General features: G+C 62.9%; 13 protein-coding genes. All 13 read left to right on the top strand.

The features are described 5' to 3' along the window. The 13 genes from argH (at position 1) to EOW68_RS14350 (ending at position 15,693) form a co-directional block, all read left to right on the top strand. Positions 1 to 1,500, top strand: coding sequence for an argininosuccinate lyase (argH, locus tag EOW68_RS14410; protein ID WP_128225865.1), 1,500 nt, complete (start codon positions 1 to 3; stop codon positions 1,498 to 1,500). Positions 1,501 to 1,698: 198 nt separating this feature from the next. Then, positions 1,699 to 1,863 (top strand): lysine biosynthesis protein LysW, encoded by a 165-nt coding sequence (gene lysW / locus EOW68_RS14405; RefSeq protein ID WP_128225864.1) that lies wholly within the window; start codon positions 1,699 to 1,701, stop codon positions 1,861 to 1,863. A 33-nt stretch (positions 1,864 to 1,896) separates the two neighbouring features. Then, positions 1,897 to 2,808 carry a lysine biosynthesis protein LysX gene (gene lysX / locus EOW68_RS14400; RefSeq protein WP_128225863.1) on the top strand — a complete coding sequence of 304 codons (912 nt, stop codon included), beginning with the start codon at positions 1,897 to 1,899 and terminating at the stop codon, positions 2,806 to 2,808. Beyond that, positions 2,805 to 3,842, top strand: coding sequence for an N-acetyl-gamma-glutamyl-phosphate reductase (gene argC, locus EOW68_RS14395; protein WP_128225862.1), 1,038 nt, complete (start codon positions 2,805 to 2,807; stop codon positions 3,840 to 3,842). Before lysX ends, argC begins: the two co-directional genes overlap by 4 nt. A 2-nt stretch (positions 3,843 to 3,844) precedes the next feature. Continuing rightward, on the top strand, positions 3,845 to 4,753 hold the full coding sequence (locus EOW68_RS14390) for an acetylglutamate/acetylaminoadipate kinase (RefSeq protein ID WP_128225861.1): 909 nt from the start codon (positions 3,845 to 3,847) through the stop codon (positions 4,751 to 4,753). Continuing rightward, on the top strand, positions 4,750 to 5,877 hold the full coding sequence (locus EOW68_RS14385; protein ID WP_128225860.1) for an aspartate aminotransferase family protein: 1,128 nt from the start codon (positions 4,750 to 4,752) through the stop codon (positions 5,875 to 5,877). Before EOW68_RS14390 ends, EOW68_RS14385 begins: the two co-directional genes overlap by 4 nt. After that, complete coding sequence (locus tag EOW68_RS14380; protein WP_128225859.1) at positions 5,874 to 6,926, top strand: [LysW]-lysine hydrolase; 1,053 nt, start codon at positions 5,874 to 5,876, stop codon at positions 6,924 to 6,926. The genes EOW68_RS14385 and EOW68_RS14380 overlap by 4 nt, the downstream gene beginning before the upstream one ends. A gap of 8 nt (positions 6,927 to 6,934) precedes the next feature. Continuing rightward, positions 6,935 to 7,816, top strand: coding sequence for an ornithine carbamoyltransferase (argF, locus tag EOW68_RS14375; protein ID WP_128225896.1), 882 nt, complete (start codon positions 6,935 to 6,937; stop codon positions 7,814 to 7,816). 374 nt (positions 7,817 to 8,190) lie between these two features. Continuing rightward, the gene (locus tag EOW68_RS14370; RefSeq protein ID WP_128225858.1) at positions 8,191 to 8,901 is read left to right on the top strand and encodes a universal stress protein; all 711 of its coding nucleotides are present in this window, start codon (positions 8,191 to 8,193) and stop codon (positions 8,899 to 8,901) included. Between the two features lie 95 nt (positions 8,902 to 8,996). After that, positions 8,997 to 10,217: a DNA double-strand break repair protein Mre11 gene (gene mre11, locus EOW68_RS14365; protein ID WP_128225857.1), complete on the top strand. Its 1,221-nt coding sequence runs from the start codon at positions 8,997 to 8,999 to the stop codon at positions 10,215 to 10,217. Next, positions 10,214 to 12,886, top strand: coding sequence for a DNA double-strand break repair ATPase Rad50 (rad50, locus tag EOW68_RS14360; protein WP_128225856.1), 2,673 nt, complete (start codon positions 10,214 to 10,216; stop codon positions 12,884 to 12,886). Before mre11 ends, rad50 begins: the two co-directional genes overlap by 4 nt. A gap of 87 nt (positions 12,887 to 12,973) precedes the next feature. Then, the gene (locus EOW68_RS14355; RefSeq protein ID WP_128225855.1) at positions 12,974 to 13,414 is read left to right on the top strand and encodes a universal stress protein; all 441 of its coding nucleotides are present in this window, start codon (positions 12,974 to 12,976) and stop codon (positions 13,412 to 13,414) included. Continuing rightward, entirely contained in the window at positions 13,411 to 15,693 is a 2,283-nt protein-coding gene (locus EOW68_RS14350; protein ID WP_128225854.1) for an amino acid permease, read from the top strand. The genes EOW68_RS14355 and EOW68_RS14350 overlap by 4 nt, the downstream gene beginning before the upstream one ends. Positions 15,694 to 15,706: the final 13 nt, after the last annotated feature.

Genomic DNA, 15,706 nt, shown 5'->3' with positions numbered 1-15,706 from the left:
ATGACCGACGATCAGGGAGCACCGAACGAGCACGCAGACGACCCCGAGGAGGGCGTCGTCCGCGGTGACCGCTTCAGCGGCGGCCCCGCCCGTGGGTTCATGTCCTCGCTCGCGGCAGACGAGCGCATCTTCGAAGCGGATCTGGCCGTCGACCGCGCACACGTCGTCATGCTCACCGAACAGGAGATCATCGACGACGACGAGGCAGGCGAGATTCTGGGTGCACTCGACGACGTCGAGGCGGCCGGCCACGGCAGTCTCCCCGACGGCGAGGACGTCCACGAGGCCATCGAGACGGCGGTGATCGACCGCGTCGGTCCGGTCGGCGGGAAGATGCACACTGCACGCTCGCGCAACGACGAGGTGGCGACCTGCATCCGTCACCGACTGCGAGACGATCTGCTGGATGCACTCGTCGGCGTCGTCGAAGCACGCGAACAACTGCTCGACACCGCCAGCGAGCATGCTGATACTGTGATGCCCGGCTTCACGCATCTTCAGTACGCCCAGCCGATCACGGTCGGCCACTACCTTGTCTCCTACGAGCAGGCACTGGCCCGCGACACCGAGCGTCTGCTCGCCGCATTCGACCGGACGAACCGCTCGCCACTCGGTGGTGGTGCCTTCGGCGGGACGCCGTTCGATATCGACCGCGAACGCACGGCAGAACTGCTCGGCTTCGAATCGGTACTCGCGAACTCGATGGACGCCGTCTCGACGCGGGATTTCCTCGTCGAATCGACGTCCGCGATGGCGACGCTGGCGACGACGCTGTCCGGACTGGCCGAGGATCTGGTCGTCTACGCCGGGCGTGACTATCTGGAGATTTCGGACGACTACGCCTCGACCTCCTCGATCATGCCCCAGAAGAAGAACCCGGACTCGCTGGAGATCGTCCGGGCGCGGACCGGCAACGCGACCGGGAGTCTGCAGGGTCTGCTGACGACACTCAAGGGGCTTCCACGGTCGTACAACATCGATCTGCAGGAGGCGACACCACACGCCTGGACGGCCGTCGACGAGGTGCCGGCAGCACTCGACGTTGCTGTCGGAGCCGTCACCACGGCGACCTGGAACGAGAAAGTGCTGGCCGAGGAGGCCGGCGCAGGCTTCTCGACTGCGACCGGTGTCGCGGATCTGCTGGCGAAGGCTGGCGTTCCGTTCCGGACCGCCCACGAGGTCGTCGCGAACGCCGCCCAGACGTTCGAGCAGACGGGCGAGACGCCGAGCTACGAGACCATCGCCGAGGCAGCCGAGGGCGTACTCGACGACCCACTCGACAGCTACGTCGACCGCGGGGCTGTCGAGGATGCGCTCGATCCCGAACAGAGCGTCGCGATGCGCGACTCCAGTGGTGGGCCAGCACCCGAGGCAGTCGAGGCGACGCTGGCGGAGGCACGGGACCGACTCGACGACGACCGCGGGGCAGTCGACGCTCGCCGCGAGGGGATCGAAGCAGCCGAATCCCTGCTCGAATCGGAGGTGGCCAGCTATGACTGACGCCCGACAGCAGCGACCGACAGCCACTCGAAACCGGCGGCGACCCCCGCGAGGGGACACTATACCAATATTCTGATACAACAAACGAGGAGATGCGTAATATAGTCGTCTGATGGTCCAGTAGACGAATATACGTCAATATAGTATTCTGATAGGTTCGAAGGGTTTAAGTAAATAGGCATCTGATGAGCAGCTACAATGGCAGACTGCATCGAGTGCGGGGCAGAAGTATCCCTGCACGACAACCTCGAAGCTGGAGAGATCGTCGACTGTGGCACCTGTGGCGCCGAGCTGGAGGTCCTCGGGACCGATCCCGTGGAACTCGACTCGGCTCCCGAGCTGGAAGAAGACTGGGGTGAGTGACGTGACCGTCGCTTGCGGCGTTTCGGGTGGACAATGAGAGTCGGGATCCTCTACTCGCGTATCCGCCGGGACGAGAAGCTCCTGCTGTCGGAACTCCGTGAGCGCGATCACGAGATCGAGAAGATCGACGTGCGCAAACTGCGCTTGAGTATCTCGGAGCCACCCGAGCAGTTCGGGAACGTGGATATTCTCGTCGACCGGTGTATGGCGACCTCCCGGAGCCTCTACGCGACCCAGTTCGCCGAGGCTTACGGCATTCCAGTCGTCAACAGCGCCGAGACCGCAGAGATCTGTGCGAACAAGGTCAAAAACAGTCTCGCGCTGGAGCGTGCGGGCGTCCCCACACCGGCGACGGAAGTCGCGTTCACGAAAGAGGCAGCGCTGGATATCGTCGAGGACTTTGGCTATCCCTGTGTGCTGAAGCCGGTGATCGGCTCCTGGGGACGGCTGATGGCAAAAATCGACTCCCGCTCGGCGGCCGAGGCGATCTTCGAGCACAAGGAGACGCTGGGTCACTACGAGCACAAGATATTCTACATTCAGGAGTTCGTCGAGAAACCCGACCGCGATATTCGCGTCCTGGCACTCGACGGCGAACCGGTCGCTGCGATGGTCCGCTCCTCTGACCACTGGCTGACAAACGCCGCGAAAGGTGCCGAGACGGACACCTTCGGCCTGGACGACGAGGCACGTGATCTCGTCGCCCGGGCCAGTGAAGCAGTCGGCGGCGGGCTTCTTGGCGTCGATCTGATGGAAAGAGAGGGGTCACGCAGTGACCCCGAGTCGAGCGGGCAGGCTGCCCGCGAGACGGAAAGCAGTTCCTACACCGTTCACGAGGTCAACCACAACGTCGAGTACAAGGCGCTGGACGATGCGACCGACGTGGACGTTCCAGCCCGCGTCGTCGACTGGCTCGAAGGGAAAGTCGCGGAGGTGGAGCCGTGAGCTACACGGCGAGTGTCATCGGCGGGCGTGGCTTCACCGGCGGTGAACTCCTGCGCCTGCTCGACGGCCATCCGGAGTTCGAGCTCGTCCAGGCGACGAGTCGCTCGAAGACGAACAAGACGGTCGGCCACTCCCACCCGAACCTCCGCCACCTCGATCTGCGTTTCAGCAGCCCCGAGGATCTGGAGTCGGTGGACGTCCTCTTTGCGGCGACGCCACACGGTGTCTCGATGGAGCAGATCGACCGCTTCCGGGACGCAGCCGATACCGTCGTCGACCTCTCTGCGGATTTCCGCCTCTCGACGGAGGCACAGTACGAGGAGTGGTACGACGGCCACGACCGCCCGGAACTGCTCGAACAGTCGGTGTACGCACTCCCGGAGTTGACCCGTGACGAACTCCCGGGTGCGGATCTGATCGCCTCCGGTGGCTGTAACGCGACGGCGACGATCCTCGGTCTGAAGCCGCTCGTCGACGAAGGAATCCTCACGGACGACGAGCAGGTCGTCGTCGACGTGAAAGTCGGCTCCAGCGAGGGCGGTGCCGGCGGCGGCGACGCCTCCTCGCATCCGGAACGTTCCGGTGTCGTTCGCCCCTACGCGCCGACGAGCCACCGCCACGAAGCCGAGATCGAGGAATATCTCGGCCTCGACGTCTCCTTTACCGTTCACGCAGTGGATATGGTTCGCGGGGCGTCGGCGACCTGCCACGTCTTCCCCGGCGAACCAGTCTCGAACGGCGATCTCTGGACGGCCTACCGTGGCGCCTACGAGGAGGAACCGTTCGTCGAACTCGTCGCGGGCGGCGGTGGCGTCTACCGCTACCCCGAACCGAAGGCCGTCGCCGGAACGAACGGTGCCGAGGTCGGCTTCGAACTCGACCCCGGCAACAAACGGATCGTCGCCTTCTCGGCGATCGACAACATGATGAAAGGCTCGGCTGGACAGGCGGTCCACGCCGCGAACATCGCACTCGGTATCGAAGAAACTGCAGGCCTCGAATTTCAGGGCCTGCACCCGGTTGGCTCACCGTAACTATGACAGTCGTATGCAAAATCGGCGGTGCCCGTGCGGTCGATCCAGCGGGCGCGCTGGCGGACGTTGCATCGCTCGTCGAGTCCGGAACCGACGTCGTCGTCACACACGGCGGCTCGACTGCCGTCGACGACACGCTCGAGCGCCTCGGGATCGAACCCGAGTACGTCGAGACGCCCTCCGGCGTCGTCGGCCGGTTTACCGACGAGGAGACGATGGACGTCTTCGAGATGGTGCTGCCGGGGCTTTTGAATACAGAGATGGTCGCCGCACTCCAGAGCGAGGGCGTCGACGCGGTGGGACTGTCGGGCGTCGACGGGAAGTTGCTGCACGGTCCCCGCAAGTCCGCAGTGCGCGTCCTCGAAGACGGCAAGCGCAAGATCCGCCGGGGTGACCACTCCGGGACGATCGAAGAAGTCAATTCGGACCTGCTCTCGTCGCTGCTGGACGATGGCTACACACCCGTCGTGAGTCCGCCGATGGCGGGTGCCGACAGTGAGGCGCGAAGCGCCTCGGAGAGTCGAGCGGCGAAGCCGCGAGACGAGGACGAGGACGGAAACAGTATCATCACGCCGGTCAACACCGACGCGGATCGGACGGCAGCGACACTGGCGGGCGCACTCGACGCGACGCTCGTGTTGCTGACCGACGTCCCCGGCATTCTCGAAGATCCAGAAGACGAGTCGACGCTGATCGAGACCGTCGACTCGCCGGCGGAGTGGGACAGACTCGAAGCAGCCGCCGAGGGATTTATGGGCAGAAAAGTGATGGCAATCGAGGAGGCCCTCGATGGCGGTGCGAGCGAGGCAGTCGTCGCGGATGCGAACAGCAAACAGCCGATTACGAGTGCGCTCGACGGTGCCGGAACGCACGTCACGAGTGATGCGCTCGACGGAACTACCGAACAATGAGTGGATTCATCTTCTCCGAGAAGCCGATCGAACTCGTCGAGGGAGACGGGTCGTACGTCTACGACGACAACGGAACCGAGTATCTGGATATGGGTGCGAGCTACGCCTGCGTGCCGCTGGGCCACGGCCACGACGCCGTCCAGTCGGCGGTCGCAGACCAGCTCTCGCGGCTGACCTACGTCCAGGCCTCCTATCCGGTCGAGATCCGAACGAAACTGTACGAGCGACTCGCCGAGACCGCACCCGGCGACATCGGGAAAGTCTGGCTCTGTAACTCCGGGACCGAGGCCAACGAGGCCGCGCTGAAGTTCGCCCGCTCGGCGACGGGCAACTCGAAGATCATCGCCACGATGCAGGGCTTTCACGGCCGGACGATGGGCTCGCTGGCGACGACGTGGAAAGACAAGTACAAGAAACCCTACGAGCCACTGATCGGCGACGTGGAGTTCGTTCCCTACAATGACCCCGAGGCGATGCGCGAGGCCGTCGACGACGAGACGGCCGCAGTAATCGTCGAACCCGTCCAGGGAGAGGGCGGGATCAACCCCGCCTCGAAGGAGTTCCTGCAGACCACCCGTGTGGAGACGGCGACCAGCGGTGCGGCGCTGATCTTCGACGAGGTCCAGACCGGGATGGGTCGGACCGGAACGCTGTGGGCCTCCGAAGGGGCCGACGTGGTGCCGGATATGATCACCAGCGCGAAAGGACTCGGCAACGGCCTGCCGATCGGTGCGACGCTGTGTCGGGACTGGATCGCCGAGAGCTACGGCTCACACGCCTCGACGTTCAGCGGTGGCCCCGTTATTTCAGCGGCATCGCACGCGACAGTCTCGACCATCGTCGACGAGGAGATTCCGGCCCACGCTGCCGAAGTCGGCGACTATCTCAAACAGGAACTGGAAGCCGAACTCGGGGACGCAACCCGCGAGATCCGCGGCGAGGGGTTGATGATCGGGATCGAGGTCAAACGCGGGGCGAACCGCATCCTCCGCGATCTGGCGATCGACCACCAGCTGCTCGCGCTGCCGGCAGGCCGGACGGTCGTCCGCCTCCTGCCGCCGCTGACGATCACGAAATCCGAGGCCGACGAGGTCGTCGACGCCCTCGCCGAGGTGATCGGATGAGCATCAGCCAGCAGTCCGAGGCCCGCGAACTCCTCATCAAACTCGTTCGCACTCCCTCCGTCTCGGGAAACGAGGGCGCCTGTGCGAAACAGCTCAAGACGTTTTTCGAACGCCACGACCGCGAGGTCTGGATCGACGAGGTTGGCAACGTCCGCGCGCCTGCCGACGACGGTGTCCTTCTGACCTCGCATATCGATACAGTTCCCGGTGACATTCCGGTCCGGATCGAGGAAGACGACGGCGAGGAAGTGCTCTGGGGGCGGGGTAGCGTCGACGCGAAAGGATCGCTCGCGGCGATGGCGACCGCGGCCGTCGGGACCGGCGCGAGTTTCATCGGCGTCGTCGGCGAGGAGGTCGACTCCAAGGGAAGCCGCTACGTCGTCACCGAGCGCGAGGCCGAACCCGACGTGGTCATCAACGGCGAACCATCGGGCTGGGACGGAATCACGCTGGGGTATCGCGGACTGCTCGGTGGCACCTACGTCGTCACCTCGGAGTCTGGCCACTCCTCGCGGCCGGAGAACAACGCGATCCAGGACGGGATCGACTGGTGGAACCGTGTCGACGAGGAGTTCGCCCACGACGAGTGGGTCCCTGTCTTCGAACGCGTGACCGCCAAGCCAACTGCCTTCGAAGGAGGGATGTCAGACGACGGACTCTCGGTCGAGGCAACGATGGAGGTCCAACTTCGTGTGCCGCCGGAGTACACCGTCGACGAGGTCAGAGAGATTGCGGATGGCCATCTCGACGGTGGCACGGTCAACTGGTACGACAAGGTCGAACCCGTCATGGAGAGCCCGCGGACCGACGTGGCGCGAGCCTTCCGGGCCACGATCAGAAAACAGGGTGGCGATCCGCGGATGCTCCGGAAGACGGGGACGAGCGATCAGAACGTCTTCGCGGATCACTGGGACGTCGACACGGTCTCCTACGGCCCTGGTGACTCCGATCTGGATCACGCACCGAACGAACACCTCGAACTGAGCGAATACGATAAGTCGGTGGCGGTTCTCGAAACCGTCACGGAACGCCTGCTCGAACAGTCATGACCCAACCTATGAATCTGGTCGATATCGACGACCTCACGCGCGAACAGCTCCACGACGTCCTCGATCTGGCAGCCGAGATCAAGGCCGGCGAGCGAGGTGACAGCCCACTCGCGGATCAGACGCTCGCGATGATTTTCGAGAAACCCTCGACACGGACGCGCGTCTCCTTCGAGACCGGCATGACACAGCTCGGCGGGCACGCGATTTTCCTCGGACCGGACGACATCCACCTCGGGAAGGGCGAGCCGATCAAGGATACCGCCCGCGCGGTCTCCCGGTACGCAGATTTCATCATGGCGCGGCTGTTCGATCACGCCGATATCGTCGAACTGGCCGAGTACGGGACGGTGCCGGTCGTCAACGGCCTGACTGACGACGCCCACCCGTGCCAGACGCTGGCCGATCTGCTGACGATCCGCGAGCAGTTCGGCGGCTTCGACGTCGACGTCGCCTGGGTCGGTGACGGCAACAACGTCTGTCAGTCGTTCGTCCTCGGCGCGGCGATGACGGACATCGATCTCACGGTCGCAACACCGGAAGGCTACGAGATCGACGAAAGTGTCCGCAACCGCGCCGCAGGACTCGGCAACCAGCCAGCGGAGACGAACGATCCCGGGGCAGCCATCGCGGGTGCCGATATCGTCTACACGGACGTCTGGGTGAGTATGGGCCAGGAGGACAGACGCGAACAGAAGCTCCGCGATTTCGACGGCTTCCAGCTCACCACCGGTCTGGTCGACGACCAGCCCGTGATGCACTGTCTGCCCGCCCACCGCGGTGAGGAGATCACCGACGAGCTGCTCGAAAGCGACAACGCGATCGTCTGGGATCAGGCCGAGAATCGGCTCCACGCCCAGAATGGGCTGCTCGTCTGGCTCTCCGAGCAGTAGCATCCGCGCCGAAGGCGCGGTTCCCTCGGCGCGAGTGAAACGAGCGCCGAGCCTTTTTCGCCCACGTTTTTCGAGGAGTGGTGGCGAGCGATGCGAGCCACCCGACGCTGAAAAAGGTGGCAGAGAATGGGCTGCTCGTCTGGCTCTCCGAGCAGTAGCATCCGCGCCGAAGGCGCGGTTCCCTCGGCGCGAGTGAAACGAGCGCCGAGCCTTTTTCACCACCGTCAGAGCAAGCTCTGACGAGCATTTGCTCGCTTCGCTCGCAAATACCACGTTTTTCAAGGAGCGGTTCGCGCTCTGCGCGAACCCGACGCAGAAAAAGGTGGGATGTCGATAGCTATTTTCTCGTCCGAGAGAGACAGACGAACAGGTCGATGTCCAGACAGACAGTACTGCTCCCCGTCATCTTCCCGGATCCGGCACTGCATCCACTGAGTGATTCGTCGATTACAGGGCTCGAAAATTTCGATATCGAGCTGTTCGGCTACTGGAAGATACCGGAAAACACGACACCAGAGGTAGCACGCGAGAGTCACGAGACCGAAGCCGAAGCAGTCCTCTACGAGATGGCCGCGGCGTTCAGTCGTGCGGGCGCATCGACCGAGATCGAGTTATATTTCGGCCCAGGTGATACAGACAACCGTGAACTCCAGAACAGGATCAGCGACGAAACTGACTGCGACGTCGTTCTCATCGCCGACAACCTGACCGCGTTCAACAATATCCTCGTCCCGATGCGTGACGACCGTCACGAACGGCAGATTGTCGATTTCGTGAGTCTGTTCGACGTGGCGGATATCTTCGTACTGGAGCTGTATCACGCAACAGCTGACGAGAGGAGTGTCGAATCGGCCGAGCAGATGCTCGATTCTGTCGAAGAAACACTGCTCGACGGCCAGTTCACCGAGGCTGATATCGAGACGACTGTCGAAGTTACGGACGATGCAAAATCCGCGATCGCCGAGAAAGCACGAGGTCACAATATCGTCGTGACGGGCCAGCCTGCTGACGGCCGCCTGTTCAGTCCAGTCTACGAGTACATCGACGACCACACGACGACACCGATCGCCGTCGTCCGGGACTGAATAGCCGACGTGACCGAGAGTCGTCGTAAGTTCGGGATTTCACTTTCACCCTCCTCTGCGAACGCATTTACCGGACGACGACATACGTCCCCGACATGACGCGGATACTCCACACGGGGGACACCCATCTGGGCTACCAGCAGTACCACCTCGCCGAGCGCCGCGAGGATTTCCGGGCGGCGTTCGAGCAGGTCACTGCCGATGCCGTCGCGGACGATGTCGATGCTGTCGTCCACGCTGGCGATCTGTTCCACGACCGCCAGCCGCGACTCGGCGATATCATGGGTGCACTCTCGATTCTCAGAACACTCGACGATGCCGATATCCCGTTTCTCGCGATCGTCGGCAACCACGAATCGAAACGCTCCGAGCAGTGGCTCGATCTCTTCGAATCGATGGGACTGGCGACGCGACTCGGCGAACAGTCGGTCGTCGTCGACGACGTCGCGTTCTACGGGCTTGATTTCGTCCCACGATCACAGCGGGGGGACCTCGACTACGAGTTCGAGACCCACGACGCCGACAGCGCGGCGCTGGTCTCACACGGCCTGTTCGAACCCTTCGACCACGGCGACTGGGACGCCCGCGAGATTCTCGACGGGGCGAACATCGAATTCGACGCGATGCTCGTCGGCGACGACCACGAGGCGAAGACCAAACAGCTCGACGGGACGTGGCTCACCTACTGTGGTTCGACCGAGCGTGCGAGCGCGGCCGAACGCGACGACCGTGGGTACAACCTGATCGAGTTCGGCGACGGGGTGGATATCCGCCGTCGCGGGATCGAGACACGCGAGTTTGTCTTCGTCGACGTGGAGCTCGAAGCCGGCGAGGGGAGCGAACGCGTCCGCGAGCGCATCGACGAGTACGACCTCGACGATTCGGTCGTGATCGTCAGGATCACCGGCGATGGAAGCCCGGTGATGCCCGCCGGGATCGAGGAGTACGCAGACGACCGCGGCGCGCTCGTCACCCGCGTCAACGACCAGCGGGAGTTCGAGGAAGAAACAGATGTGGAGGTCTCCTTCGCCGATCCCGACGAGGCGGTCCGGAGCCGTATCGAGGAGATGGGATTGAGCCCTGCCGCCCGTGATCTCGACGAAACCATCCGGGCGAGCAAAGTCGCGGACTCGAACGTCGCGGATACGGTCGAACGGCGGGTCCAGGAGTTCCTCGACGACGCCGATCAGGGGGCCTTCCAGACGGCCGACCGGAACGAGGCTGGCGGTGTCGAGAGCGACACTGCTGGCGAGACACAGGCAGCGGAGACGCAGACAGATGGGGAGAGCCAGGTTACGATGGAGGATTATCTATGAGATTCGACCGGATCAGGCTGGAGAATTTCAAATGCTACGAGGAGACTGACGTTCGACTCAATCCGGGCGTGACAGTCATCCACGGGCTGAACGGCAGCGGGAAATCCTCGCTGCTGGAGGCTTGCTTTTTCGCACTGTACGGCTCGAAAGCCCTGGAGAAGACCCTCGACGAGATCGTCACCATCGGTGCCGAGGAGACGCGGGTCGAACTGGAGTTTACCCACGACGGGAAATCTTACGAGATTCTCCGGCGATTGCGCGTCCGGGACGGGAGCGCACGGACGGCAGAGTGTATCCTCGAAGGCCCCGAGGAGATCGTCGAGGGGGCGACCGACGTGCGTAACCGGGTGACAGAACTGCTCCGGATGGACACCGAGGCCTTCGTCAACTGCGCGTACGTCCGCCAGGGCGAGGTCAACAAGCTGATCAATGCCTCGCCGTCGGTCCGCCAGGATATGATCGACGACCTCCTGCAACTGGGCAAACTGGAGGAGTACCGCGAGCGTGCGAGTGACGCCCGCGTCGGTGTCGGTCGCGTCCGCGACGACAAACAGGGCGCGCTGCGCGAACTCGACGAGCAGATCGAAGCCAAAGAAGCGAAGAATCTCCACGCCACCCGAAACGAGTTGCAGGAAAAACTCGACGACGTGAAAGCGGGCATCGACCGGTTCGAAGCAAACCGCACAAACGCCGAACAGACGCGGGATCAGGCCCAGTCGATCATCGACGAGTTCGAGGACAAACGCGAGGAACTGGCGGCTGTCGAGGAAGATATCGAGGATCTCCGCGAACGAATTCAGGAGACCGAGCACACTCGTGAGGAGTTGGCCGACAGGCTCGACTCGAAACGGACGGATCGATCCGAGGCAAAAAAGCGACGCGAGACACTGACCGAACGACTGGACGGCGTCAGCGAGGAGATGACCGACGACGGGATCGAGGCACGGATCGACGAGATCGAGACCGAAATCGAGGCGTTGACCGAACAGATCAGGGAGAAAAGCGTCGAGAAACAGGAACACGACAGCGACGAATCGTCGTTGCTCGAGCAGGCCGAGGAACTCGAAAGCCAGGCTGCGGAGGCCCGCGAGCAGGCCGAGGAACTCGAAAGCGAGGTCGAATCGGCACGGAAGAAGATCGAACAAAAGCGAAGCGAGATCGAGGAGATGGGCGATCGAATCGAAACGAACCGCGAAGCGTTCGAGGACGCGCCGATCGAGTTCGGGGAGGTACGCGACCATCAGGAGTCGATCGCAGAGGAGTTGAGCGAACTCCGGGAAACGCGGGCAGAACGCGCGGCAACGCTTGAGAGTGAACGCGAGCGCGTCGAGGAAGCGGAGTCGTTGCTGGCGGAAGGGAAATGTCCGGAGTGTGGGCAGCCAGTCGAGGAGTCGCCACACGTCGATGCGATCGACGACCACCGGGAACGGGTCGGGGAACTCGACGCCGAACTCGAAGAGTTGGACGAACGCGAGACTGAACTGCAAGAGAAACGCGACCGTGCCGAGGAGCTCGTCGAGTGTGAGGAGACCGTCGAACGGCTCGAATCCAACCGGGACAATCTCGAACAACTGCTCGACGAGCGGGAGTCCGGAATCGAGGAGAAAGAACAGCGAATCGAAACGTTGCGCGAGACGGCCGCGGAGGCGACCGAGGAGGCCGAACAGAAACGGGAGGATGCGGCCAGCGCCGCGGAGCGTGTCACGGAGTGTCAGGAAGCGATCGGGGAGCACAATCAGGAAAAAAGCGAGCTATCGGACTGCCTCGACGACCTCGAAGCGCTGACAGAGCTGAGAGCTAAGATCGAAGACCTGACCGAGGAGATAGAGACGATCCGCCAGCAGCGCGCCGAAAAGGAGTCGATCAACGACGAACGCCGGGAACGGCTGGCCGAGAAACGCGACCGGCGCGAGGAACTCCGCGAGGAGTTCGACGAGGATCGGATCGAGACGGCTCGCGAGGAGAAACAGAATGCTGTCGAGTATCTCGATGGGGTGACCGAGAAACTGGAACAGCTCGACGAACGAAAGTCGAGCCTGCAGGAACGGATCGGTGCCGTCGAGAACGAACTCGAACAGCTCGCGGAGTTCCGGGACCGCCGCGAGGAGATCGAAGCGACACTCGATCGGCTGGAATCGTTGCACAGCGAGACGGCGGATCTAGAGGAGATGTACGGCCAGCTCCGGGCAGAGCTGCGCCGGCAGAACGTCACCACACTGGAGCGGATGCTCAACGAAACCTTTGATCTGGTCTACGAGAACGACACCTACTCGCGGATCGAACTCGACGGCGAGTACCGGCTGACGATCTACCAGAAAGACGGCGAAACGCTCGATCCAGACCAGCTCTCCGGCGGCGAGCGAGCCATCTTCAACCTGAGCCTGCGCTGTGCGATCTACCAGCTGCTCGCGGAGGGGATCGAGGGGACAGCCCCGATGCCGCCGCTCATCCTCGACGAGCCGACGGTATTTCTGGATTCGGGCCACGTCACCCAACTGGTCGAACTCGTCGACTCGATGCGTGATCGGGGTGTCGAGCAGATCCTCGTCGTGAGCCACGACGACGAACTCGTCGGTGCGGCCGACGACCTCGTCACGGTGCGGAAAGATTCGACGACGAACCGGTCGGCAGTCATGCGGGAACCTGAGAAGACGGTCATCGAATCCTGACAGAACCTGTAGACAGTATTTAAATAGAATCCTCGTGAGGGATTCAGACATACACATTCATAACGGATGGCGGACTTCTTAGCCAATATGACCAGTGGCTCCGAGGATCAAAACCAGGATCTGCTCGCACACGTGCTCCTGCCGGTTGCACACGAGGAGGATGCACTGGCGACGGCAACCGCGCTCGAACCGTACGCGCCAGAGCGCGTCACAGCACTGCACGTCGTCGAGAAAGGCGAGGGTGTCCCCGACAAGACGCCCGTCGAACAATCGGAGGAGATTGCTGCCGAATCGTACGCTGCAGTCCGGGCGGTGTTTCCCGATGCCGACGAGCACACGGCGTACGCTCGGGATATCGTCGGTGCGATCCTCGACGCAGCCGACGAGGTCGACGCGAGCGCGATTGCGTACCGCGCCCGCGGTGGGAATCGACTCATGCAGTTTCTCTCCGGTGATCTCTCCCTGAAACTCGTGACGGAATCCGATCGGCCCGTAATTGCGCTCCCGCGCGGCGACACAGCAGAATGAGTGACGAAGAACTGGCCAAAGACCTTGGCCTCGTGTCGGCGATGACGATCGGAATCGGGACGATGATCGGTGCCGGGATCTTCGTCTTGCCCGGCGTCGCTGCGAATACCGCCGGACCGGTCGTGGTCGTCTCTTTCGTCGTCGGCGGGCTGATCGCGATGGTCAACGCCCTCTCGGTCTCCGAACTCGGGACGGCGATGCCGAAAGCCGGCGGCGGCTACTTCTACATCAACAAAGCGCTCGGACCGATGTTCGGCTCGATTGCCGGGATGGGCGACTGGATGGGGCTGGCTTTCGCCTCGGCGTTTTACTGTATCGGATTCGGGCAGTATCTGGCCGAGTTCGTCCCCCTTCCGGAAATCGCCTTTCTCAGCCCGATCCAGATCGGGGCCCTCTTTGCCGGCCTCATATTCGTCGCTGTCAACTACATCGGCGCGAAGGAGACCGGTGGCGTCCAGACAGTGATCGTCTTTATTCTGCTCTCGATTCTGACCGTCTTCGCGATTGCAGGCTTCGCTTCGTTCGATTATGCGACACTCGCCGGTGAAGACGGCCTCGCACCCTTCGGAACGAACGCGATTCTTCCGGCGACAGCACTCGTGTTCGTCTCCTTTCTCGGCTACGCGAAAATCGCCACTGTCGCGGAGGAGTTGAAAAATCCGGGTCGAAATCTCCCGATTGCGATCATCGGCAGTGTCGGGATCGTGACTGTCATCTACGCGATCCTCGTGACGACGATGCTCGGCGTGATCCCGTGGCCCGACCTGAGTCTGGATGCGCCGGTCGCGCAGGCAGCCGAAGTATCCTTTCCCGCCTCGATCAGCCTTCCGGGGCCACTACCCACGATCGGCGGTGTGGCTGCCGCCGCCGGCGCAGTCATGACCGTCGGTGCACTCCTCGCGACGGCCTCCTCGGCGAACGCCTCGATTCTCGCATCGGCACGCATCAACTTCGCGATGGGTCGGGACAAAATCGTCACCAACTGGCTCAACGAGATCCATCCCAACTACGCGACACCCTACCGGTCGATTCTCGTCACTGGCGCGCTCATCATCGTCTTTATTGCCGCACTCGGCCGTGATATCGAGATTCTCGCGAAGGCAGCCAGCGTCTTGCATCTCATCGTCTACGCGCTGATGAACGTGGCACTGATCGTCTTCCGGGAGGCCGACGTGCCGGAGTACGACCCCGATTTCACGGTGCCACTGTACCCGATCACCCCGATCCTCGGCGCAGTGTTGTCACTCGGACTCGTGGCCTTTATGGACGCGATCGAGATCGCACTCTCCGGCGGCTTCGTCGTCGCTGCACTGGTGTGGTACTTTCTCTACGCACGGAACAAGACACCTCAGCAGGGAGTGCTCTCGGAGTACATCCGAAGTCGAGAAGACGAACTGCCGGATCAGGTCGTCGGTGCCGCCGACGCGGTCGCTCCGGACGGAAACGATGGGCCGACGATCATGGTCGCACTGTCGAACCCACGCACCGAGAGTTCGCTCATCACGCTCGCCGGTGCGCTGGCGAAACACGAGGGTGGGCGGGTACTCGCGACACACATCGTGACGGTACCGGATCAGACGTCACTGGAAACTGCTTCGGAGAACCGCGAGCAACTCGACACCGCTTCGGAGAAGCTGCTCACGGCCGCGAAGGCGGATGCAGGGGAGTTCGACGTGCCAATCGAGACGAAGACGATCCTCTCACACCGGGGCTTCGAGGAAGTCTTCGACGCAGCACGGTCGAACGACGCCGACACGGTGGTGATGGGCTACGGCGGCGCACGCTTCGCCGGCGGGCGTGCCGAGGGAACACTCGACGAGTTGACGCACGATCTCCCCTGTGATTTCCTCGTCCTCGACGGACAGGATCTCGATCTCTCCGACGTGCTCGTCCCGACCGCCGGCGGCCGCTCCTCGGATCTCTCCGCGGAGATTGCCCGCGCCCTGCGGGATACGCTCGGCGTGGATGTCTCTCTGTTGCACGTCGTCGACGAGGGCGAAGAAGCCAGTGGTCGGGAGTTCCTCACCGAGTGGGGAACAGACCACCAGCTCGGAGACGCAGAGATGCTCGTCGAAACGGGCGACGTCGAGACGGCGATCGAGCAGATGGGTGAGGGGTACAGCCTGGTGATCATCGGCGCGACGGAACGTGGACTACTCTCCCGTATCGTTCGGGGCTCACTGGTCTTCGATACGATCGATCGACTCGAAACACCGGTGTTGCTAACCGAGCGACCGACTGCCCGATCACTCTGGGAGCGACTGTTCGGCCGTCGGTGATCGAACCGAACAG

Source organism: Halovenus amylolytica, assembly GCA_004015825.1.
Lineage (GTDB): Archaea > Halobacteriota > Halobacteria > Halobacteriales > Haloarculaceae > Halovenus > Halovenus amylolytica.
The sequence above is the reverse complement of the archived record's forward strand: the minus strand, read 5'-3'. Positions and strand labels throughout refer to the sequence as shown.

Excerpts from the sequence above, each read along its gene's own strand:
- argH (WP_128225865.1), top strand. The coding sequence starts at position 1 with ATGACCGACGATCAGGGAGCACCGAACGAGCACGCAGACGACCCCGAG.
- lysW (WP_128225864.1), top strand. The coding sequence starts at position 1,699 with ATGGCAGACTGCATCGAGTGCGGGGCAGAAGTATCCCTGCACGACAAC.
- lysX (WP_128225863.1), top strand. The coding sequence starts at position 1,897 with ATGAGAGTCGGGATCCTCTACTCGCGTATCCGCCGGGACGAGAAGCTC.
- EOW68_RS14390 (WP_128225861.1), top strand. The coding sequence starts at position 3,845 with ATGACAGTCGTATGCAAAATCGGCGGTGCCCGTGCGGTCGATCCAGCG.
- EOW68_RS14385 (WP_128225860.1), top strand. The coding sequence starts at position 4,750 with ATGAGTGGATTCATCTTCTCCGAGAAGCCGATCGAACTCGTCGAGGGA.
- EOW68_RS14380 (WP_128225859.1), top strand. The coding sequence starts at position 5,874 with ATGAGCATCAGCCAGCAGTCCGAGGCCCGCGAACTCCTCATCAAACTC.
- argF (WP_128225896.1), top strand. The coding sequence starts at position 6,935 with ATGAATCTGGTCGATATCGACGACCTCACGCGCGAACAGCTCCACGAC.
- EOW68_RS14370 (WP_128225858.1), top strand. The coding sequence starts at position 8,191 with ATGTCCAGACAGACAGTACTGCTCCCCGTCATCTTCCCGGATCCGGCA.
- mre11 (WP_128225857.1), top strand. The coding sequence starts at position 8,997 with ATGACGCGGATACTCCACACGGGGGACACCCATCTGGGCTACCAGCAG.
- rad50 (WP_128225856.1), top strand. The coding sequence starts at position 10,214 with ATGAGATTCGACCGGATCAGGCTGGAGAATTTCAAATGCTACGAGGAG.
- EOW68_RS14355 (WP_128225855.1), top strand. The coding sequence starts at position 12,974 with ATGACCAGTGGCTCCGAGGATCAAAACCAGGATCTGCTCGCACACGTG.
- EOW68_RS14350 (WP_128225854.1), top strand. The coding sequence starts at position 13,411 with ATGAGTGACGAAGAACTGGCCAAAGACCTTGGCCTCGTGTCGGCGATG.